Origin of the sequence: Acinetobacter sp. neg1 (assembly GCF_000788125.1) — a bacterium.
Lineage (GTDB): Bacteria > Pseudomonadota > Gammaproteobacteria > Pseudomonadales > Moraxellaceae > Acinetobacter > Acinetobacter vivianii.
This window is the reverse complement of the sequence record NZ_JSZD01000006.1, coordinates 591,456-612,788: the sequence shown is the minus strand read 5'-3', so window position 1 is coordinate 612,788 and position 21,333 is coordinate 591,456. Positions and strand designations below refer to the sequence as shown.

General features: G+C 39.8%; 15 protein-coding genes. 13 read left to right on the top strand and 2 right to left on the bottom strand.

The features are described 5' to 3' along the window. The first annotated feature begins 152 nt into the window (after nt 1-152). Nucleotides 153-572: a hypothetical protein gene (locus tag PJ15_RS03915; RefSeq protein ID WP_047428184.1), complete on the top strand. Its 420-nt coding sequence runs from the start codon at nt 153-155 to the stop codon at nt 570-572. A gap of 13 nt (nt 573-585) precedes the next feature. Here the strand turns inward: PJ15_RS03915 and rlmKL are convergent, their stop codons facing one another. Further along, nucleotides 586-2,790: a bifunctional 23S rRNA (guanine(2069)-N(7))-methyltransferase RlmK/23S rRNA (guanine(2445)-N(2))-methyltransferase RlmL gene (rlmKL, locus tag PJ15_RS03910; RefSeq protein WP_047428181.1), complete on the bottom strand. Its 2,205-nt coding sequence runs from the start codon at nt 2,788-2,790 to the stop codon at nt 586-588. Nucleotides 2,791-3,073: 283 nt separating this feature from the next. Here rlmKL and PJ15_RS03905 point away from each other — a divergent pair, with 283 nt between their 5' ends. The 11 genes from PJ15_RS03905 (at nt 3,074) to PJ15_RS03855 (ending at nt 17,814) form a co-directional block, all read left to right on the top strand. Continuing rightward, entirely contained in the window at nt 3,074-3,427 is a 354-nt protein-coding gene (locus PJ15_RS03905) for a hypothetical protein (RefSeq protein WP_047428178.1), read from the top strand. A 144-nt stretch (nt 3,428-3,571) separates the two neighbouring features. Beyond that, nucleotides 3,572-4,588, top strand: a complete 1,017-nt coding sequence (locus PJ15_RS03900; RefSeq protein WP_004772716.1) for an aspartate carbamoyltransferase catalytic subunit — start codon at nt 3,572-3,574, stop codon at nt 4,586-4,588. A gap of 12 nt (nt 4,589-4,600) precedes the next feature. Further along, complete coding sequence (locus tag PJ15_RS03895) at nt 4,601-5,833, top strand: dihydroorotase (RefSeq protein ID WP_047428176.1); 1,233 nt, start codon at nt 4,601-4,603, stop codon at nt 5,831-5,833. A gap of 201 nt (nt 5,834-6,034) precedes the next feature. Continuing rightward, nucleotides 6,035-6,604 carry a hypothetical protein gene (locus PJ15_RS03890; RefSeq protein WP_047428173.1) on the top strand — a complete coding sequence of 190 codons (570 nt, stop codon included), beginning with the start codon at nt 6,035-6,037 and terminating at the stop codon, nt 6,602-6,604. 315 nt (nt 6,605-6,919) lie between these two features. Next, a complete protein-coding gene (locus tag PJ15_RS03885; RefSeq protein ID WP_047428170.1) occupies nt 6,920-8,335 on the top strand; it encodes an OmpA family protein in 1,416 nt (471 codons plus the stop codon). Between the two features lie 182 nt (nt 8,336-8,517). Continuing rightward, the gene (locus PJ15_RS03880; protein WP_047428167.1) at nt 8,518-9,567 is read left to right on the top strand and encodes a lysozyme inhibitor LprI family protein; all 1,050 of its coding nucleotides are present in this window, start codon (nt 8,518-8,520) and stop codon (nt 9,565-9,567) included. Between the two features lie 81 nt (nt 9,568-9,648). After that, nucleotides 9,649-10,431, top strand: coding sequence for a Rossmann-like and DUF2520 domain-containing protein (locus tag PJ15_RS03875; RefSeq protein ID WP_047428165.1), 783 nt, complete (start codon nt 9,649-9,651; stop codon nt 10,429-10,431). A gap of 78 nt (nt 10,432-10,509) precedes the next feature. Continuing rightward, nucleotides 10,510-13,128, top strand: a complete 2,619-nt coding sequence (locus PJ15_RS03870) for a type VI secretion system Vgr family protein (RefSeq protein WP_047428163.1) — start codon at nt 10,510-10,512, stop codon at nt 13,126-13,128. Beyond that, nucleotides 13,125-13,808, top strand: a complete 684-nt coding sequence (locus PJ15_RS03865; RefSeq protein WP_047428160.1) for a DUF4123 domain-containing protein — start codon at nt 13,125-13,127, stop codon at nt 13,806-13,808. The genes PJ15_RS03870 and PJ15_RS03865 overlap by 4 nt, the downstream gene beginning before the upstream one ends. Beyond that, the gene (locus tag PJ15_RS03860) at nt 13,798-16,719 is read left to right on the top strand and encodes a T6SS effector BTH_I2691 family protein (RefSeq protein ID WP_047428159.1); all 2,922 of its coding nucleotides are present in this window, start codon (nt 13,798-13,800) and stop codon (nt 16,717-16,719) included. Before PJ15_RS03865 ends, PJ15_RS03860 begins: the two co-directional genes overlap by 11 nt. Nucleotides 16,720-16,725: 6 nt before the next feature. Then, complete coding sequence (locus PJ15_RS03855; RefSeq protein ID WP_047428158.1) at nt 16,726-17,814, top strand: DUF6708 domain-containing protein; 1,089 nt, start codon at nt 16,726-16,728, stop codon at nt 17,812-17,814. A gap of 69 nt (nt 17,815-17,883) precedes the next feature. Here the strand turns inward: PJ15_RS03855 and trmB are convergent, their stop codons facing one another. Beyond that, nucleotides 17,884-18,600 carry a tRNA (guanosine(46)-N7)-methyltransferase TrmB gene (gene trmB, locus PJ15_RS03850; RefSeq protein ID WP_047428157.1) on the bottom strand — a complete coding sequence of 239 codons (717 nt, stop codon included), beginning with the start codon at nt 18,598-18,600 and terminating at the stop codon, nt 17,884-17,886. A gap of 183 nt (nt 18,601-18,783) precedes the next feature. Between trmB and PJ15_RS03845 the strand changes: the two genes are divergently transcribed. After that, the gene (locus PJ15_RS03845) at nt 18,784-21,225 is read left to right on the top strand and encodes an ExeM/NucH family extracellular endonuclease (protein ID WP_047428155.1); all 2,442 of its coding nucleotides are present in this window, start codon (nt 18,784-18,786) and stop codon (nt 21,223-21,225) included. Nucleotides 21,226-21,333 lie beyond the last annotated feature (108 nt).

Genomic DNA, 21,333 nt, shown 5'->3' with positions numbered 1-21,333 from the left:
TTACCCAAAAAGATGGTGATGAAAGTCACCATCTTTTTTTATGTTGGTGCATCTGGTCAGATTTTTACAGGAATATTACCAATGACATTGCCACGTCTATAAAAACTTGATAGCTTCAAAACAAATAAGAAAAAAATTCAGGATGAATTAAAATGCAAAATAACAGACATCATTGCACAGGTGCGTGTGTAATTTTGTTGTTCACCGCTTTATCTTCTATCGGACATGCTGCACAGCCATTGCCTGAGGGAACCTTGTCTTTGCAAACAGGTGCATTAAATAATGCCTTGCCAAGTATCATTATCAAAGCTCAACAAGATGCATTAAAGCCTGCGGAGGAACGCTGGCGTTCACAGCGTGTGTTGAGTGATCGGAATTTACGTGAAATTCGTGTCAGTATGCTTGCCGAAGGAGGTTTTTCGGCTTACGAAGAGCAGAAAAAAACCACGGTGATGGATGTTCGTGAGAAAAGAAAAGCGACCATAAAACCCCATGCTGAGGCTCCTGATCGCTTTATGATTTATGAGTTTGACTCACCGAACGTAAAAAAAAGCAAAATTACCTTTCGGTGAATACTCAAAACACTTAAATACTTGGGTGCTGAATTTTCCATGCACGGTGGATTTTTTGATTACGTTTGAAATCCAGTCCGATGGTTTCAGAAGTGATTTCTTCGACCTGATACATGGCTTCAATCTCTTCGTCTAGCTCAAAACCACGATAGTTATTTGAGAAGTAGAGCGTACCATCGCTGGTTAAGCGGTTCATGGCACGTTTAAGCAATGAAACGTGGTCGCGTTGCACATCAAAAGTACCGTAGAACTTCTTCGAGTTAGAGAAGGTTGGTGGATCAATGAAGATGAGATCGTATTGCTCATGACCTTCTTTTAACCACTCAAAACAGTCACTGGAGAAGAACATATGTTGTTCATCTGCATGATCTACTGTTAAACCATTCAGAACAAAGTTCTCTTTTGACCAGCTCAAATAGGTATTCGATAAATCGACACTAGTTGTGCTCGCTGCGCCACCTAAAGCGGCATGCAGGCTGGCAGTAGAGGTATAGCTATACAGATTAAGGAAGTGCTTGCCGCGTGCTTCTTTGGCAATGCGCAAACGAATCTGGCGGTGATCAAGGAACAAACCTGTATCCAGATAATCGGTCAGATTCACCAAGATACGTGCATCGCCTTCTTGTACGATAAAGCGTTTAGATGCAGTACTTTGTTTGGTGTACTGATTTGTTCCGGCTTGACGGGCACGAGTTTTAATAAAGATGGCATCACGATTCAGACCTGTTACTGCACGGATTGCAGCAAGACCCAGGTTAAAACGTTTTTTTGCTTTTTCTGGGTCAATTTTCTTTGGTGGTGCATATTCTTGTACATGCAATTTGTCACCGTACAAATCAACTGCAATATTAAAGTCTGGTAAATCTGCATCGTATAAGCGTAAGCAATAGATATTTTCCTTCACTGCCCACTTTTTCAAAGTTTGCATATTCTTTTGCAAACGGTTGGTAAAGTCTTCGGCGCCTTCAATCGCTTCAAATTGTTGTGGCTGCCAGTTAGCCAAGAAGGGTTGAGTGACAGTCGCAGGTTTTACCGTACCAAAACGGGTATAAATTGGTAATTTACCATTCATCAAACGTAAGGTTTGTGGATCGTTAAATGCCAGTACATCTGCCTGCTCAATTTGAGCCGCAATAATGGCTGCACGTTGATTTGGGAAATTCTTTTGAAGTAAGGCAGATAAGCCTAGATACAAAGAACGATTCGATGCTTTATCGCCTAAACGCTCACCATACGGTGGGTTGGTGACGATAAAGGCTTTTTTTCCTTCGGCATGGAAATCATCCCAGTCTGCCAAAGTGCGTTCTTCAATCTGGATTTGATCAAGTAACTTTTCAAAACCCGCAGCGATAATGTTTTGGCGTGTCGCTTTTACTGCTTCCCAATCTGCATCATAAGCATAGAATTGCGGTAATGGCTGCTGTAAGGCTTTTTCATGACGCTCAGCGGCTTCGGCTTTGAGAGACATCCATAACTCATGATCATGTCCATGCCAGCCATTAAAACCAAAACGGCGAACCAGACCAGGTGCACGATCAGTCAGGATTAAAAGTGATTCAATAATAAATGTACCTGAACCACACATTGGATCAAGAATAATATCGGGCTGATATTGTGCAAGTTGTGCTTTTTGTAAAATTGCTGCAGCCAAGTTTTCTTTAATCGGTGCATCGGTCATAAAACGGCGATAACCACGTTTATGCAAAGAATCACCAGATAAGTCTAGGCAATAGGTATGTTCGGTTTTGCCCGCCAATACATAAAGCGTAATTTCTGGTTGCTTGATATCAATACTTGGGCGTTTGCCCACAGCTTCCATGAAGGAATCAACTACACCATCTTTTACACGGAGTGTCGCGAATTGAGTATTAACCTTAATTTCACGTTCGACGTGCAAGCGAATCGCAAAGGTACTTTGTGGTGCAAAAATCAAAGACCAGTCAAAGCTGATCGCACCTTCATAGAGTTCTTCTGCGACATCACGGGCGTCATGTGTATGTTCTAGTTCATGTGTATGAATCGGTAAAAGTACGCGAGAAGCGAGACGCGACCACATACAAATGCGATATGCATTTTCGAGTGTGCCTTTAAAAACCAAACGTCCAGCGAAGCGTTGAATGTCTTGAATCCCTAACTGTTCGAGTTCTTGTTGTAATAAGGTTTCAAGTCCATCCGCACAGGTCACCCAATAGTTTGTCAGACGTTGTGTAGAATTCATGCACATTTCCAAAAAAGCAGTTCAGCAATCGGCTATTTTAACTGATTTTTGTTTGTTCTGTCGGTGCATATTTGTGTGATTGTCAGCTTTATCATCGTTTCGATGCATTTTTTTCATTGATAGGCTGTGATTAAGCATGATTTTTTAAATTGATCGGGTGGTTTTAACCATGATTTGAATAATTGGTACAGCTTTTGCTTTTTAGTATTCCATTCATTGGCAAATAATTTTACTTAAAGCGAATGAAATTTAAGCATTTAAATTTGAAGGCTGGGAGAATGTGATGAAGAACGAAGTTTTGGTCAATGCTGAGGCATTTACGATTGCCACTCAAATGTATGTCCGTTTAAGACGTGTTTGTGGGCGTGTAATTGATGTGATGTATCTAGTGAATAATAAGGATTATGCCAAACATGTGCTGGACATTGCTCTCGATACTCAAGATCCAGAATTAGAGCGCTTTGTGGCACGCTTGAGTCCATTGGTCGAGCTATATCCTGAGCCTGTTTCTATAGTAAAGGAGAACACGTCAGATCTTCAAAAAGAAGTCGCGCCAGATTCTTATTCAATAGAAGTAACCGAGGAAGAAATTTATCAGGCTCAGGTTCATCATCACTATATTGGTGCATTACGTTAAGTTATAAGTCACATAAGCTATAGATTATAAAAAGGATGTAAGGGGGAAATTACATCCTTTTTTTACTTAAGTGCTGAAAACTTCAACTACGCACCAAATCTAAAGTCTGTATAATGCGTTAACTTAACGTGTTAGGAATCTCTTATGCACTTGGCGGCATTGCATACTTTGAGTCAGATTCAGCTCAATCAACAAGGAAATCTAAAGCACTTTTTAACAATTGAGGGTCTTTCTAAAGAAACCTTGACCAAGATTTTAGATACAGCGCAAAGCTTTTTAGATGAAAATAATAATTTGATCAACCGTCCGTTACTTGAAGGACTGACGGTAATGAATCTCTTCTTTGAAAACTCCACCCGTACCCGTACCACTTTTGAAGCAGCAGCAAAACGTTTGTCTGCCAATGTCTTGAATATCGATATTGCACGTTCAAGTACCTCAAAAGGTGAAACACTACGCGATACATTGTGGAATCTAGAAGCCATGGCGGCGGATATTTTCGTGGTACGTCATTCTTCATCAGGCGCAGCACATTTCATTGCCAAAGATGTATGTCCGAATGTCGCGATTATCAATGCAGGTGATGGTCGTCACGCACATCCAACTCAGGCCATGCTAGATATGTTGACCATTCGACGTGAGACCAAGAAACCATTTGAAGAGCTGACAGTCGCCATTATTGGTGACATCAAACATTCACGTGTAGCACGTTCGAATGTAGCAGCGTTGCAAACATTGGGCTGTAAAGACATTCGTGTAATTGCACCAAATACTTTATTGCCAGTGGGTTTTAATGAATATGGTGAGCATGTTCGTCTGTTTAATAAAATGGATGAAGGTGTGAAAGATTGCGATGTGATTATTGCTTTACGTATTCAAAATGAACGTATTGATTCACCAGCCTTATCATCACAGGCCGAATTCTACAAAATGTATGGTTTAAACAAAGAGCGTCTGGCGCTGGCTAAACCAGATTGTATCGTGATGCATCCTGGCCCAATGAACCGTGGTGTTGAAATTGACTCGAGCGTGGCAGATGGGGATCAGTCTGTGATTTTAAAACAGGTCACCAACGGTATTGCGGTTCGTATGGCTGTACTGGCACTTGCGATGCAAGGGCAGTTACAAGAACAAGGTTTAATTGAAGCGATTGCACTGTAAGGGATAGATCACATGAGTATTGTAAAAATTGAAAATGTCCGTGTGCTCGATCCAATTCAACAGACTGATCAGGTGCAAACGGTTTATATCGAAAATGGTAAGCGTATTGAGGCCGTTGCTCAGGTTGATGAAACCATCAATGGGCAAGGCAAATGGTTAATGCCAACCATGGTGGACTTGTGCGCAAGAATGCGTGAGCCGGGTCAGCAACAGCATGGAACCTTAAAGTCGGAAGGAAAAGCTGCACGTGCCAATGGGATTTTGCATGTTATTACGCCACCAGATTCAAAACCAATCGTGCAAGATAATGGTGCCTTGATCCACGGTCTGATCGAAAAAGCTCAACTGGATGGTGGAATTTATCTACATATTATTGGTGCACAAACGCAAGGTTTAAATGGTAAGCAACCTGCCAATATGGCAAGTTTAAAGAAAGGTGGCTGTACTGCTGTTTCAAATGCCAATGCTGCATTTGAAAATGATGATGTGGTGATCCGTACCCTTGAATATGCCGCAGGCTTGGGTTTAACCGTGGTGTTCTATGCAGAAGAACCGCAAATTGCCAAAGATGGTTGTGCGCATGAAGGTTTTATTGCTTCTCGCCAAGGTCTACCGATGATTCCAGCGATTGCGGAAACTGTTGCGATTGCTAAATATCTTTTGATGATTGAAGCAACCGGTGTGAAAGCACATTTTGGTTTATTGTCTTGCGGCGCATCGGTCGATTTGATCCGTGCAGCAAAGGCCAAAGGCTTACCTGTGACCGCAGATGTCGCGATGCATCAGTTACATCTCACCGAGCAATTGACCGATGGCTTTAATTCACTTGCTCATGTGCGTCCACCGTTGCGTTCGGAACAGGATAAAGAATTATTACGTCAGGGCGTAAAAGAAGGCGTGATTGATGCAATCTGTACCCATCACGAGCCTTTGAGCAGCTCAGCGAAAATGGCACCTTTTGCGGAAACTCAACCAGGAATTACTGCATTTGATACCTATGTCGCTCTCGGTGTGCAACTGATTCAGGAAGGACTGTTTGAGCCGTTGGAATGGGTGGCAAAAGTCACTTCGACACCAGCACAAGTTGCCAATATGACAGAACGCTGGATACAAGAAGCAGGCTGGGTATTGGTTGATCCAGAACTACAATGGACTGTGTCTAAAGAAAGCATTCTTTCACAAGGTAAGAATACACCACTTATTGGTCAGCAATTGACAGGTAAAGTTGTGACCACTTTCGCGTAAAGCAAAAGCTTGTTTATGTAGCGGAATAGGAGCTAAGTCTTATTCCGCTTTGTAAAATGTGATGTAGATATTGTATTTAAATTTTACAGAATAGATAAAAACAATAAAAAATAGATTAAAGTAATTATATAAATGAGATATGCCTTACATAAAATTATAAAAAAGAGAAATAAGCCATTCTAATAATTGGAGCTTAATACGATGTCTATACATCCTATGGAATTACTTAAACAGAAAGTTTCATCTGTGATTGTAAATGATCAAACCAGCTTGGTGAATGAAAAAAATGATGTTTTATCAAGGTTTTATCCTATCTTACTTTATCGTTTTCTAGAAAAGCCCGAGCTGGTCGATAAGTTAAGAGAAAAACTTACGCCTTCTATTTTTGATTTGCTGGAAGAAAATGAGCGTGTTAAGAATGCATTGTTGTTGAGACTGGCCGCAGGAAAGGTGTCCGTAGCTGAGGTGGAAATTACCTTAAATCGGGCTATTCCTAAAAGTCTGGCGGTTTTATCCAATGAAGTGGGCAATGATGCGATGGCGATCATTTATTATTTAAGAGATCATAAAGCATCGATTTATTCTTTATTGCCGAGCTGGACTACCGAAGTTTTGGCACAATTAAATGAAACCTATATTAAAGAGCAGTTACTAGACGTTATTCCAGCTATTCCTATCGTGCCTCCTACAAAAAAGCAGAACAAGATCTTTCCACTTTTTACAGTGCTTTTTGGCTTTTCCCTGATTTTTTTATATCATTTAAGTAAATGATGCTTGCTGGTTTGAATGTATAGTCTAGAGTGAATTTTTTATTTTTATAAATCCATGATTTTAAATATAAAGATAGATAATTTTGAAGAATAGAAGGGAACTTTTAGATTTAATAATATTGTACCAATTGTTAAAAAAGATGCGCATTTCTTATTTTTCTTTGTAAATTGTGATGTAAGTATTGTATTTAAATTATATAAAAATGAATAAAAAAAATACAAAAGATTAGAATGAAAAAGCAGCAGTTCACTTGAGCTTCGCTTTTTTCTTGAGTGTTCTGAATATTATAAATTTAATGTGTTGGAGTGAATAACAATGTCAATAAACCCAATGGAACTGTTAAAGCAGAAAGTGACTTCGATGATCGTGAGTGATCAAGACGGTCTAGTGAATGAAAAAAGTGCTCTTTTATCTAGGTTCTATCCCATTTTACTTTCTATTTTAGCGGCAAAACCTGAACTTATTCAGAAATTAAAAGATTCTATTTCGCCCTCACTATCAGATTTATTAGGGCATAACGACCAAGTCAAAAATGCGCTTCTGACCAATTTAAGCAATGGGCAACTTTCCAGTGCTGACACAGAACAAACGTTAACTCAAGCGATTCCAAAAAGTCTGGCCGCTTTAACCAGTGAAGCTGGCAATGATACGCAAAGTATTGTGAACTATTTAAAACAACATATGGATTCGATCCGTTCATTATTGCCAGCATGGGCAGTTGGTCTATTGGCGCCACTCGGGTTGGTGTCGAGCGCATCTGCTGCTACTTCTAACTTTGCCAATACTTCGGCAGCGACGGGACCTAAATCTCGTGCATGGCTACCTATTGTGGCCTTGATTATTCTCGGTTTACTGGTGGCTTGGTTGTGGAAGTCTTGTCAAAACAAACAGGCGACTGCACCTGTAACTCATGATACAAATTCAGCCTCAGAAGTTGCGGCAGATGCTGCACCAGCGACATTATCTTTAAGCACCGATGGTTCAGGCAATCTTGCCCAATGTCAGGTGGGTGTCGGGGATCAAGGATTTTTGGCGACCATACAGACCAAAGTCAAAGAGGTATTCTCTGCAAATCAGGAATGTACAGTTGATACTGCAACAAAACATGCTGGAACCTTTATGGATCAGGCAGGTCTTGCTGGCGTATTAGGTCTACTGAAAGGTGTGCCGAATGTTTCTCTGGACTGGATTGGTGACAAGATCACTTTGAAAGGTGGAGATGCGAATCAACTTAACGATTTACTTGGCAAAATTAAAGCTTTGGTGCCCAATACAGAAGTGATGGTTGAAGCACCAATGACTGCCGCTGATTCTGTGAGTCATAGTTTAAATGCCGCACAAGATGCTTTGGCAAATATTGATGCCAATCAGGTTGATATTAATGATGTGATCAAGGCATTAAACCTACAGATTATTAATTTCTCTACAGGTTCAAACCAGATTCCAGATGAAAATAACGCCATTCTGGATAAAGCTGCGGCATTAATGAAAAATACCAAAGATGCGAAATTGACTGTGGCGGGTTATACCGACTCAACAGGTAACGCGAACAGTAATAAAACGTTATCGCAAAAACGTGCTCAAGCGGTAGTGGATTATTTGGTGAGTCAGGGTGTTGCTGCTGACCAGCTAACAGCAGTTGGGCATGGTGCGGATAATCCAGTTGCAGATAATACAACGGAAGAAGGACGTTTTAAAAACCGTCGTATTGAGTTCTCAATCACACCTTAAATTTGGAATGATGCAATACTTTAAAGGAGCTATTAGGATAATAGCTCCTTTTATTTTGATTTATAATTACATTTACAGTCTTATCTCAAAATTAATTTAAATAAAGTCAAAGAAAAGACTCGAATAGATCGAATTAAATTGAGTAGAATACGCCCGAAAAATAAGATAATAGGGTAATTAATATGAATAAGTTTTTGATATTCACCACATTAACGACAGCAATTTTATTAACAGGATGCAATAAATTCAAACCCAAAGAGAAAGTTGAAAATATTGATACAGCTGTTTCAGAATGGAGTTGTACCAATCAAGATAACTTGAATAATATTCAGGCTGCTTTAAAGAAAGCCTATTTAAAGCAAATTGAACGGAGTTTGCGAGAAAGCGAATATCAGGCTGATTATGAAATTTTAGATAAAATTAACAAGGGACTGAAATTTGAAATCAAAAATGTCCGTACTTTAGATAATAGCGACAGTGAGCAAGCGTCAAAAACATTACTGGATTGTGATAGCCAATTGGTGATTTCATTCCCGAAAGGCTTACAGAAACGTGCTGAAAATGCGTATCTCGAAGAGCAGAAATATCAACGAGATGGTGAGGATGAAGGCCAGTCGACTTATACTTTAGGTGATTATTTCTCGGATAGTGACTATCCATTAAAGCTTGAAGATGATCAGTTGCGTGGTGAGTTTTCTTATAATCTGACCAAAACCGATAAAGATGGTGTCGTGCTGAATATTCCAGATCAAAATGCCGTGATTGATGGTGTTGTGTTTATGGCGACCAAAGCCGTGCATTACATAGCGTATTTAAAAGAAAACCGCCTGATTGAACAGAATAGTGAAAAGGCCCAGCAGGAGTATGATGCAAAGTCATCTGCTCAAATGGATCTGGCGCAAAAGGCCATGAATATTCGTAACAAAGAGCTGGATGCTGAAAAGGCAAAACAGGTGGAACGTTTAAATCAGACGTGGGATAAGTTCAGTCCTGAACAAAAAGCTCAATTACAGCAGGATCAGTCAGACTGGTTTGAGAAACGTGATGTGGATTGTAAAGTGCTATCACAGAAGAGTGTTTATGATACTCCTGAAAAAGACCGGGAAACTTATCAGAAACAGGCGGGTTACTGGAATGATGCGATGCATCAGCAAGATCAGGACATGCAATATACCAAATGCTTTATCCAACGCACGATTGAACGGATTGTTTACCTAAATAATGTCAATTAAATAAACAAGTAAAAAAGGACGAATTGATTCGTCCTTTTTTTATTGGCATGCTTAAGCAAATCACGTGCTTAGATAAAGTTTATGAAAATTACATTGATTGGTGCAGGGCGGGTTGCGACACATTTAGCTCGAGCTTTAAAACAGCAGCATCAGATTGCGCAAGTGTTTAGCCGAGACTTACATCATGCTGATACCCTTGCAGATCAAGTAAATGCTCAAGCGATTAATCAGGTTAATCAACTTGATCCACAGGTAGATTTGGTGATTATTGCGGTAAGTGATCAGGCTATTTCCAGCGTAATTGAGTCGATTATAACTTATTTACCAGACAATCTGATTGTGCATACCTCGGGCAGCACTAGTCTATCTGTTCTACAAAATACTCATCATCGAGCTGGTGTGTTTTATCCTTTGCAAACCTTTAGTTTTGAACGGGATGTGAACTGGGCAGAAACCCCTTTGTTTGTTGAGGCTGCTGAGCAGCAGGATTTAGCTTTTCTAACAGAATTAGCAAACAGTTTAAGCCATCGTGTCTATCAATATAGTTCTAAGCAAAGACAAACTTTACATTTATCGGCTGTATTTGCTTGTAATTTCAGCAATTATTGCTATGACATGGCAAAACAAATTGTAGATGCCGAGCAGGTTGATTTTAGTTTGTTATATCCTTTAATTATGGAAACTGCGAATAAGGCGACCCAGAATGACCCTAAACAAATGCAGACAGGGCCTGCAATGCGTGGTGATCAGAATATATTAAAGATGCAGCGCCATTTATTAGCGGAGACACAACGAAACGATCTGGAAAATATCTATGCTTTGATGAGTGAAGGGATTTATAAACGCCATATAAATCAAGAGTAACGATAATGATACAAAATAGACAAATTTGTCTATTTTGTATAAAATGCGGAAAATTTGAGTAAATATTTTATAAAAAATATGTTGAGCAATATATTTCAAGCCTTGGAAAGTTTAGGCCTCACAGCACAGAAACGTGCGATCCATATTCAGTTTTCGAATCAAAATTTAAATTCTCAAGTCTTCCTGCAACGTATTGATAGCCAGCATGAATTAAATGCTGGCTTTAAGGCAGAGCTGATCTGTTTGTCGACCAATGCCACCATTCCACTCAAACAATTTATTGGCAGCCAAGCCGCAATTGACACTGTTACTGATCAAGGGCAACTGAGCCGTGTCACGGGGATTATCACTCAAGCCTTACAAGGCCAGTCTGACGGTAGCTTAACACTCTATAAACTCACGCTCGAAGATCCAACCGCACTGTGGAAACAACGCCGTAACAGCCGCGTGTTTATGAATAAAAGCGTGCGTGATGTGGTGGAAATTGTCTTTAAAGAATGGCAACAAAAAAGTCCCTTATTTGCCTCGAGCTTAACGCTTGATTTAAGTGGACTCAGTCAAGACTATGACGTCCGTCCCTTTATCATGCAATCCAATGAAAGTGACTATGACTTTCTGACCCGTCTGATGCGCAGTGAAGGGTTTAACTGGCTGGTTGATGAATCAAAGCTAAAAGTCGCCAGTGCTAGCGAACAGATTCAGGCCCAGAAACTTCGTTTAATTGATGACAATAGCCAGTACCAAGCCTTAGACCGTCGCCATATTCGCTACCACCGCAGTAGTGCCACCGAACAATACGACAGCATGACCAGTTTAGTGGGACAACGCTCATTACAACCGAGTGCGGTCCATGTACAACGCTGGCAAGCCGATGCACTGGAACAGGAAGAAGGTGCAGGCAGTGTACAAAGTACCCACAAACATAGTGAACAACACGACAATGCCAGCCTTGGTTTAGAACAGGCATGGCACTTCTCACCAGCATGGATGCAAGACCTCAATGGAGAAGATGGAGCCACCCAATCTGGCAATGCGCAAATTGAAAAGCTCAATCAAAACTTAGGTCAATACTATGACCAACAATCCAAACAGTTCGTGGCAAAGACCACCGTCCGAGATACCCATGTCGGTTACTGGTTTGAACTGGCAGAACACCCTGAGATTGACCAGCACAGTGGCGCAGACAAAGAATTCCTGATCACAGGCAAACAGTTTTATAACCAGAACAACTTACCCAAAGATCTGCAGCAGCAGATTAATCAACTTTTAGCACAAAGTCATTGGCAGCTCACCCAACAAAGCAACATAGAAGAACGCCAAGCCAATCAACTCACACTACAACGTCGCAACATCAAAACGGTTCCTGAATACAACCCATTACAACACCGACCAGCAGCATCTCCACAACGTGCCAAAGTGGTTGGACCAAGTGGCGAAGAAATCCATGTCGATGAATGGGGACGAATTAAAGTCCGCTTCCTGTTTACCCGCAATGAAGACCACAGCCATGATGGTGGTGCAGGTGCCAATGACAACGACACCGATTCAGCTTGGGTTGATGTGCTGACGCCTTGGGCAGGCGAAGGCTATGGTGCACGCTTCCTGCCGCGTATTAATGAAATCGTGGTGATCGACTTCTTTGATGGCAATATTGACCGTCCGTTTGTGGTGGGTCGTATTCACGAAGCACAACGCAGCCCAACCAAGTTCGACAATGCAGGCAAGCTGCCAGACACCAAGAAACTGGCAGGGATCAAGTCCAAAGAATACCAAGGCGAAGGCTTTAACCAGTTACGCTTTGATGACACCACAGGACAAATTAGTGCCCAACTACAAAGCAGCCATGCCGTCAGCCAACTTAACTTAGGTAAACTGAGCCATCCTAAAGACAAGGCCGAAAGTGAAGACCGAGGTGAAGGTTTTGAATTGCGTACCGATCAATGGGGTGCAGTCCGAGCTGGAGAAGGTCTACTGGTTTCCACGCATAAGCAGGATCAGGCACAAGGCGAACATCTTGATGCCCAACCAGCCAAGCAACAGCTTGAAGGCAACCAGAGCAATGCCAAAGCCTTAAGTGAAGTAGCCAAGAACCAGCAGACCGATGAGATTGAATCGCTTGATCAGTTGAAAGCTTTTGCTGATGAAATTGAAGCTGATATTGCCAAGTTTAACAAGGCGATGCTGTTATTGAGTTCGCCAGCAGGTATTGGCCTGAGCACCAATGAAGATATTCATTTATCTGCGGATGGGCAGATCAACCAGTTTGCTGGTGACAGTATTAATCTAAGTACACAAAAGAATTTGGTAGCCCATATCAGTGGTAAAGCGAGCCTGTTTGCCGCGCAAAATGGGATTAAACAGGTCGCAGCAAAAGGTAAGTTTGAGGCACTGGCTCAAGCAGATGGAATGGATTTGCTTGCCAAGCAAGGGATTCAGATTATCTCGACCGAAGATCGGATTGAAATTACCAGTCCGAAAGAAATCGTGATCACAGCGGATGGTTCTCAGATCAAGTTGAATGGTTCAGGTATTTTTCCGATCACGGGTGGCAAGTTTGAGGTAAAGGCTGGGCAGCATTTGTTTATGGGTGGACAAAATATAAATGAAACAATTTTGGACTTACCTGAATTAAAAGATTGTGAATATAAGATGAAAGATGCTGCCTCAAGCGGTAAGTCAAGCGTGAGAATAAAATGATTAAGGGTAAGTTAAATTTTGAGGATTTTCAGAAATTTAATTACATATTATATGACCAGTACTTGTTTAGAAACTTACTGGACATTTATGAGAGTGAAAAAGTTAAGTATAAAATTTTAGCAATTAATGTCTTTAAGGAAAAACAGATTGCTCCAATTGTGATACGTATTGATTCAATGAGCTCAGCCTTATTGCATGATTACTATGAAAATATTTATTTATTAGAACAAACTGAATATATCAATAAATTTGATCAGATGGCTTTGGTGCAAAATCTGATCAAGACTGATCTAGAACTAGATGATCTGGCAGAACAGTTAACAAAGTTGATGCTCATCAATAAAAATACATTATTTCGATTCTACGATCCTAGGGTACTCGTGCACCTGTATATGTCAAGAGATCACCAGATTTTAAATAATGATATTGATCGTTGGCTCCGACGATATCGTTCAATTTTTGATACATGGTCATTTGATTTAATGGGGCATTCTTTTGAAATAAATGCTTTAGATCTTAGCTCTGAACAATCTATTCAAAAGTCTAGAATACAGCTCAAAAATTTTGATCAAATCAATTCCAATATAAAAGAGTTCTGTAGAAAAAATACTGATTTCCAAGCTTTAATGGACTTTATGGAAAAACAATATTTAGCGTTTGAGGTGAAAAATGACAGATAATACTGTTGCAGAAAAATATAGATATGATCGTTGTGAAACTTGCGAGCGTTTAGGCTCATTCTATCCTGTTCGAATCGCTGTCGCCTTAGAGACTGAAAATTCTGATAATTTTAAAGTTAAAGACATTTTTGCGAAGAAATTGCCTGCTTTACCCAAAGGTTTAAAATATGTTTATAGACGATTAAATGAAGGGTACTTGTACGCCTATGCCAAGGAATGGCGTGTAGGGCAATATAATGATGAGAATGTACATGCCTACAATGTCAATGCCAATGGTTTTATTAGTGCCATGGATAAAGATAGCATGGGGGTTCAACCCAAGGCCAAAGATTATGTTTGTTTTATAAATCCTGTTACCAGTAAACAAAAATCAAGTTCTAATGCGATGTTACTTGATTTGTTTCCAAACAAAGACGTTTCACCCGTTGTAGATTTATTTTATTCAAGACATCAACTCAGTATCGAGAGTTGTAATCAATTTGAAACCGATGAAAATTTACGTAAGAAGATATGTAGTCAGATTAACGTTAGTAAGCCAACAGATTATCAACTCCCATATATTGACTATATGTCTTGTCTTGAAAATAGCACACAAGATCAAATTGAGGTGGTCAAAAAATTAGTTCCTTGGGAAGCGGATTTAATTAAAGATATTATTAAATACCCATTTCATGAAACAGATGAATTTAGTGATGAAACTGGGGAAAGTACCTTTAATTTTCAGGCGATCAAGACCGATAAAAATAATAAACCGGTATTAGATACTAAAACCAAAGAGCCAGTTTTTGATGAATCAGCTCCTGCTGTTCCGTATGTAACATCGAAGGAGAGAGTGATTGTCTTTAATGATCCAGTGGGAATTTTAGAAGATACGCTGTCTATTATTAACTACTTGGCAGAAAAGATTAGAACGCCTGAGGAAGAACGGCTTTATCAAAGTGCGCTACAAATTATTAAACTCAAAGGTTTGATTAAAGCAAAAATTCACAGCGAAAAATATTCAGATCTCTGGAATCTATACGGTTTCCGCTATGGTGCTGAACACATGTTGGAAGGCATTCCTGAACAAGATAAAGCCAATATTCATGTGCCTATGTTTCCCACTCAGGATCAAGCTGAGAAAGCTCAGAAGAGTATTGAAAAAATCCATGACAATATGATGTTGAAAAGACAACATTACATGGAAAACTTCTTTGATTTTGAAGAAAAAGACATTATTAAACTCACCAAAGATGTAAATGAGGAATTTGCAAACGAATGGAATAAAAAAAGCTTTCTGGGAATGTTGGATAGTTTTTCCGATAAACTCAAACAAAAGGCCATGGAGGATTGGCTAGAGCAGCAAGCAGAAAAGATACTCAGCTATGGTAAAACAGAAATTGAGCCAATCATCAAATTTTATATTGAGTGGCTTAAGTCAGATACTTTATTGAACTACATGGAGAATGCTTTTGATCATAAAAGTCCATTTTCTGCGAGTAATTTTATAACGATTAACTCCCGAATTGTTGGTAATGCCGATACCCTGGAACTATGTTCGAAATATTTTGCAGAGTTGTTACAGGAGGCGAATTATAGCAATCGGAAGAATTATCTGCTGAGAACTTTTATCTTTGATTCTAAATCCTTGCAGGATACCGTGAACTCGGTGAATGATTTTTTAGGTAAAAATCAGATCACGACTTTAGCATTTGCCGGAACACAATTTTTTGATGAGAGTAGTATTACGCAGCATGACAATTATAAAGAACAAGTTAAAACGATTAAAGAAAGCATTAAAGTAAAAATTGATATCTTTTCCGAACAAATCGGTGGCACAGTGGCACGTGTATTTCATGGGCGTGCTAATCAAACCCCAGATGCCGCCAAAACAGTGGCAATGAAAAGCTTTGAGGTGTTTTCTGGGAAAACATTAACAACAAAAGCATATGCTGGAAAGTTAACCGATATTATTCAGCAAATTATGCGCGATTCGCCTATTAACTTTGATGAGGCTGAATCTCGGCAATCCAAGAAAAACGCTAAAAATGCCTTTAAAGTTAATTTAAAAAAAGCATTACTGGAAAATTTTAATACAGACATAGATTTTCACCGTTTAGGAAAAATGCGGACCAAGGTTTATATGGTCTTGCATCTGGATACTCAACAGTTAGCCAAGATTAATCCCAATATGACTCAGGCTCAAATCAGTGAAGCCATGCATGGAGCAGTGCGAGGTTCTGGACAAGTTGTAGCAGATAATAAAGTTGCTGGTGCTTTGGAGCAAAGTAGACAATTAAACCAACTAGAAGGCCAAAGCCAAAAAGTTTTTGCTCGGCAAGGTACGGGTTTGGGTTTTGGTGTATTTGCGTTTGGTTTGCAGTCGTTGGCATTAATTAGTGCAACGCAAGGGGTAGCGACAGGTGTTAACCGACAAACAGGGATGAATTTTGTTGGGGTAATTGCGGCTACTCTAGGTAATATTGCTGATGTGATGGATCGGCAATTACAAATGAAAATCTTACAATTGGGTGAGATTAAATCATTAGTCAAACTGCAAGGAAGATATGCTGTAGGCGCTAAAATTGGTTTATATGGGGGTGCAGTATTATTAGCTACCGTTGAAGTTTTTAAAGCATATGAAGCATTTAAAAAAGATCAATATATCATTATGACTTTATATGGCGTGAATGCTTTTGTTGTATTTTTTACAACTCGTGCTTTCATTCAAAGCGGTGCAATATTCTTAGGTTTACGTGGTGGCTATTGGGGGTTAATTTTAATTGGTGTATCAATTGTTATTAGCTATGGCATTGACCTGTTGAAAGAGCGAGAAATACGTAATTTTCTGGAAGCATCGGCATGGGGTAAAAAAAGTGAGAATTGGACCCAAGCTGTCGAAAAGACTGAATTTGAAAAGATTTACGAGTAAGTATACATGTTAAGAGAAGACTACGAAACCAAGTTAACCACACTTAACCAACCCTTTGAGGTAGGGATTCCCAATAAAAATGGACGATTGCGTTTAAGGGAAATTGATATAAAGAGCCTAAAAACAGATCAGCTTTATCCCCATCGTCAGGTTATTCGTTTTAACTCCACTTTTGTAGAGGTGATGGACAGTTGGGAGTTTATCCGTGGACGCGCAACAGCTTTGGCCCTTCCAATGTGGGCCGCATTATTTTTTGCTATTTTTATGTTTCTATTCTTTATGTATAGCTTGTACTTTAAACAAGTTTACTGGAGTGTAGCTGTATTCTCATGTTTAACGATTGGTTTAGGTTATTTAGTCTATTCGTATTATAAAATGGCAAAGTATGATTTATTTGGCTATACCCATTATCCAATTCGTTTTAATCGGAAAACCCAGAAAGTATATGCTTTTTCTCCTCAACAACAAAAAATCATTGAGCTAAACTGGCAGGATTTACGTTTTTCTGCTGTACAAGAAGGGCGGTTTGATATTGAGTTAAGAGCAAGTTTGGTAAATACTGATAATATTGTAGAAGAAGAAATCATTTTCCCTTTTATTACAAAAATATATGGAAAAGAATTGGTTGATCAGCATTTGGCATTCTTTAAAGCCTATATGCAAGGTGATGATCTAAAAAGTATAGATGCGGCTATTCCAGAGTTTTTTGATGTTTATAACAGGAAAGAAATTTTTAAAGAGAGCTTTGAACGAGTTTATATGCAGTTTGATGGTGAAGAAATCATCCACCAAACCCGCCCTGCGGAACGAGATAATGGAATAGCAACAGTTGCTTTTCCTTTATTCTCACTCATTTTATTAAGACGCTTGGGAGTATATTTTTCAAAAATACCTCAATGGCCTACCCATATTGAAAAAGAATGTCAGATTGATAGTAATGACCCTTATGACTCAACAGGAAAACAACGTCACCTTGCACCATTAGTATTTACTTCGGCTGAAAAATGTATTTTATTTCTAGGTTGGTTCTTAGGAACAAGTATCTTTATCGCATTTCTGGCAGGATTGGCTTATTTAAGTTGGAATTATGGGTAAGTTGCTGTGTTAAGGGCGTATAAAAAAGCCACTAAACATTTAGTGGCTTTCTTTGAAAACTAAATCAGCTTATTTAATTTTCTTAAAAATAAAGTCATTAATCTTATGACCAGATTCAAGACCACGACGTTCAAATTTTGTGACTGGACGCCATTCTGGACGAGGGTAGCTATTGCCTTTACTTGCCAAGTTTTCCATATCAGGACGATTGTCTAGGATATCAAGCATCCACTCTGCATACGGTTCCCAGTCTGTCGCTGCATGGAAAGTCCCACCCAACTCAAGCTTTTGTTCAACCAGTTGCATACGCTCATGAATCACAAAACGGCGTTTAAAGTGACGCTTCTTCTGCCATGGATCTGGGAAGTAAAGCTGTACGCAGTTAATGCTGTTATCTGGCATTTCACGTAAGACCTGAATTGCATCTGCATCCAGTACAAACAGGTTCTTTAAGCCAGCCATACCCGCTTCATAGACACACTGTGCAATACCAGGCACATGCACTTCAATCCCGACAAAGTTGCGCTCAGGATTCGCCTTTGCCATTAACACTAAAGAACGGCCCATACCAAAACCGATTTCAACGGTCAATGGACGCTTAGGATGTTCAAAATGTTGACGTAAATCGCCAACAGGGTATTCCAAAATTAAATCACGATAATCTTCTAAAGCAGTACGTTGTGAAGTATTGAGCGGAGCTGAACGACGCATAAACGTCACAATTTCACGGTGCTCAGGCAAATTGTCGAGTTCCGTAATTTGCGTTTCTAACTGATCGTTTGACATGATTCTGGAGATATAAATATAGAAATGCCGTATTTTAAGTGCTCAGGTGGACAAGTCAAACTTTTAAGTGATTTTATTTCGCTGATTATTTTTGAAAATGATGAAAATTTGTCAAAAAATCTTCATGGTGCTGTCACAGAACTTGCATAGCCTAATGGCAATTTAAACACTAAGTAAAAAATCATGAATAATTTTAAATATCATTCGATCGCCATTTGTCTAGGTTTATTAGGCGCATCTTCAATCTTTTCTGCTGCACATGCGCAATTGATGTTTAGCCAATATGTCGATGGCAGTAGTAATAAAAAGGGACTGGAAATCTATAATCCAGATGCGACTACGGTGAATCTGGCGGATTATGAAATCCAGCAGTTTAATAATGGCGGCACCGTTAAAACCGCAGCATTTCCCTTACAAGGTAGTTTAGCCAGCAAACAAAAATTCCTGATCGGTCGTTCAGAATTACAAGCGCAATTAGGCAATAAGGTCAATCAGGTTGCTGGCTTATCCTTTAATGGCGATGATGCAGTTATTTTGCTGTATCGCGGTACACCTGTAGATCGTTTTGGTCGCATTGGTGAACGCCCTACAAATGGTTGGGGTACAACTGTTTTCAGTATGGGCAACAGCTTTAAACGCACACAGACTGAAAATCCTGTGGTGAGTATTGATCCGACTAGTCCGTTTGATCTCGACTCATCTTGGCAGGCATGGACAGATCGTAATGATTTTGCCAATTTAACTGGGTCAATCACAACTCCGCCTGTCACTGAAAATGTAAGCTGTAGCAGTAGTGATACACCGATTGCAAAATTGGCAGACTCAACACAAGACCAAAGCTATACCATTCGTGGTGTGATTACAGGGGATTATCGTTATAACAATGGCTTCTCAGGTTTTTATGTACAAACGCCTGATAGCAAAGCCACCCCAAATGTCAGTAATGCCATCTTTGTCTATATTCCTGCGAGCAGTACAGTGAAAGGTGGGCAGATCGGCGATGAAGTCATTCTACGTGGTCGTTTGACCAGTTATCAGAACCAGCTTCAGATCGATCAGTTACAACAGGATATTCTCACCTGTAACCAGAATATGGCAGATCAGATCCAGCCAATTGCGTTGAACTTGCCATTTAACAGCTTAACTGATGCTACGGGGAACTCACCGAAGCGTTATCAAGGTATGCTGGTCAAGTTCCCGCAAACACTGACTGTCAGTGAAAACTATAATTTTGGGCGCTATGGTGAATTATCCTTAAGCCTTGACCGTTTGTTTATTCCAACCAATCTGTATCCAGCACTGTCGAATGAAGCAAAAGCTTTAGCACAGAAAAATCTGCTGTCCAAGATTATTTTTGATGATGGCTATAACAATCAAAACCGTGCACCGTGGTTGCCACAAAACTTTAGTGCCTTGAACACACTACGTTCAGGATATCAGTTAAAAAATACCCAAGGTATTTTGGAATATCGCTTTAATGCATGGCGCGTACAACCGATTGCGGGGACGAACTTGCCAGAAGTGGTGAGTAGTTCTAATCCACGCACGAGCATCGCTGCTAAACAAAGCAAACATGTCCGTGTAGCAGCATTTAATGTACTCAACTATGATAATGGTAAAAATGGCTTCCCAACCGAACGTGGTGCCAATAGCAAAGCTGAATTTGACAAGCAACATGCGAAAATCGTCAATGCATTGAAATCAATTGATGCTGATGTATATGGCTTGATGGAGATTGCCAACAATGGTTATGGCAATGATAGTGCTATTGCCAATTTAACCAAGGCGCTAGGCCCTGACTGGAAATATGTGATTCCTGAAGGATTGAATCAGCTTGGTACTGATGTGATTGCAGTTGCGATTATTTATAACGCTAAACGGGTGCAACCTGTCAATAAAGCCGCTGTACTGGATTTGGGGGATAAAAACCGTAGCACGATTGCACAGTCATTTAAACCCGTGCAGGGCGGACAGATTTTTACGGTTATTCCGAATCATCTTAAATCGAAAGGCTGTTCTGGTGTAGATGCCAATTCTTTAGATGCTGATCAAAAAGATGGACAAGGCTGCTGGAATCCAACGCGTGTGAAAGCGGTTGAACAATTAACGCAATGGATTGCCAAGAATCCAACTCAGGTCAAAAATCCGAATATTTTATTATTGGGTGATATGAACAGCTATGCCAAAGAAGATCCAATCCTGACGTTTGAGAAAGCCAATTATAAAGTGTTATTGAATGATAATAAGGTCGGTGAGGGTGCCAATGCCTATAGCTATGTCTTTGGTGTGTCGAGCAATACTGAGGGTTATGGTGGTGCAGGTAATCTGGATCATGCCATTGCGGATGCCAACCTTTATAAGCGTGTGATCAAAACCTTTGCATGGCATATCAATGCGGATGAGCCAACGGTACTGGACTATAACGAAGAATATAAAACCGATGAGCAAAAAGACCTGTTCTTCTCAGCCGATGCATATCGTTCTTCAGACCATGATCCTGTGATTGTTGATCTGGATATGAAATCAGCTGATTCGCAACTTGAACCTGAACATCCGAAAAGTGTCATTGCAGCGTTCTTAAATTCACTTTTTGAATGGTTAGGCAAATTTTTTGGCAGAGCGTAACTGTATATCCGTGATGAGATCGGGCGAGTTTTTTCATAAATTAATCAATCGTCACGGAATATAACTTGCAAGGCAGAAAAAAATTCATTAATAGTAGTGGTGTAGATG

What these genes read in the sequence shown, in the direction of transcription:
- PJ15_RS03915 (WP_047428184.1), top strand. Translation starts at nt 153, where the DNA reads ATGCAAAATAACAGACATCATTGCACAGGTGCGTGTGTAATTTTGTTG.
- rlmKL (WP_047428181.1), bottom strand. Translation starts at nt 2,790, where the DNA reads ATGAATTCTACACAACGTCTGACAAACTATTGGGTGACCTGTGCGGAT.
- PJ15_RS03905 (WP_047428178.1), top strand. Translation starts at nt 3,074, where the DNA reads ATGAAGAACGAAGTTTTGGTCAATGCTGAGGCATTTACGATTGCCACT.
- PJ15_RS03900 (WP_004772716.1), top strand. Translation starts at nt 3,572, where the DNA reads ATGCACTTGGCGGCATTGCATACTTTGAGTCAGATTCAGCTCAATCAA.
- PJ15_RS03895 (WP_047428176.1), top strand. Translation starts at nt 4,601, where the DNA reads ATGAGTATTGTAAAAATTGAAAATGTCCGTGTGCTCGATCCAATTCAA.
- PJ15_RS03890 (WP_047428173.1), top strand. Translation starts at nt 6,035, where the DNA reads ATGTCTATACATCCTATGGAATTACTTAAACAGAAAGTTTCATCTGTG.
- PJ15_RS03885 (WP_047428170.1), top strand. Translation starts at nt 6,920, where the DNA reads ATGTCAATAAACCCAATGGAACTGTTAAAGCAGAAAGTGACTTCGATG.
- PJ15_RS03880 (WP_047428167.1), top strand. Translation starts at nt 8,518, where the DNA reads ATGAATAAGTTTTTGATATTCACCACATTAACGACAGCAATTTTATTA.
- PJ15_RS03875 (WP_047428165.1), top strand. Translation starts at nt 9,649, where the DNA reads ATGAAAATTACATTGATTGGTGCAGGGCGGGTTGCGACACATTTAGCT.
- PJ15_RS03870 (WP_047428163.1), top strand. Translation starts at nt 10,510, where the DNA reads ATGTTGAGCAATATATTTCAAGCCTTGGAAAGTTTAGGCCTCACAGCA.
- PJ15_RS03865 (WP_047428160.1), top strand. Translation starts at nt 13,125, where the DNA reads ATGATTAAGGGTAAGTTAAATTTTGAGGATTTTCAGAAATTTAATTAC.
- PJ15_RS03860 (WP_047428159.1), top strand. Translation starts at nt 13,798, where the DNA reads ATGACAGATAATACTGTTGCAGAAAAATATAGATATGATCGTTGTGAA.
- PJ15_RS03855 (WP_047428158.1), top strand. Translation starts at nt 16,726, where the DNA reads ATGTTAAGAGAAGACTACGAAACCAAGTTAACCACACTTAACCAACCC.
- trmB (WP_047428157.1), bottom strand. Translation starts at nt 18,600, where the DNA reads ATGTCAAACGATCAGTTAGAAACGCAAATTACGGAACTCGACAATTTG.
- PJ15_RS03845 (WP_047428155.1), top strand. Translation starts at nt 18,784, where the DNA reads ATGAATAATTTTAAATATCATTCGATCGCCATTTGTCTAGGTTTATTA.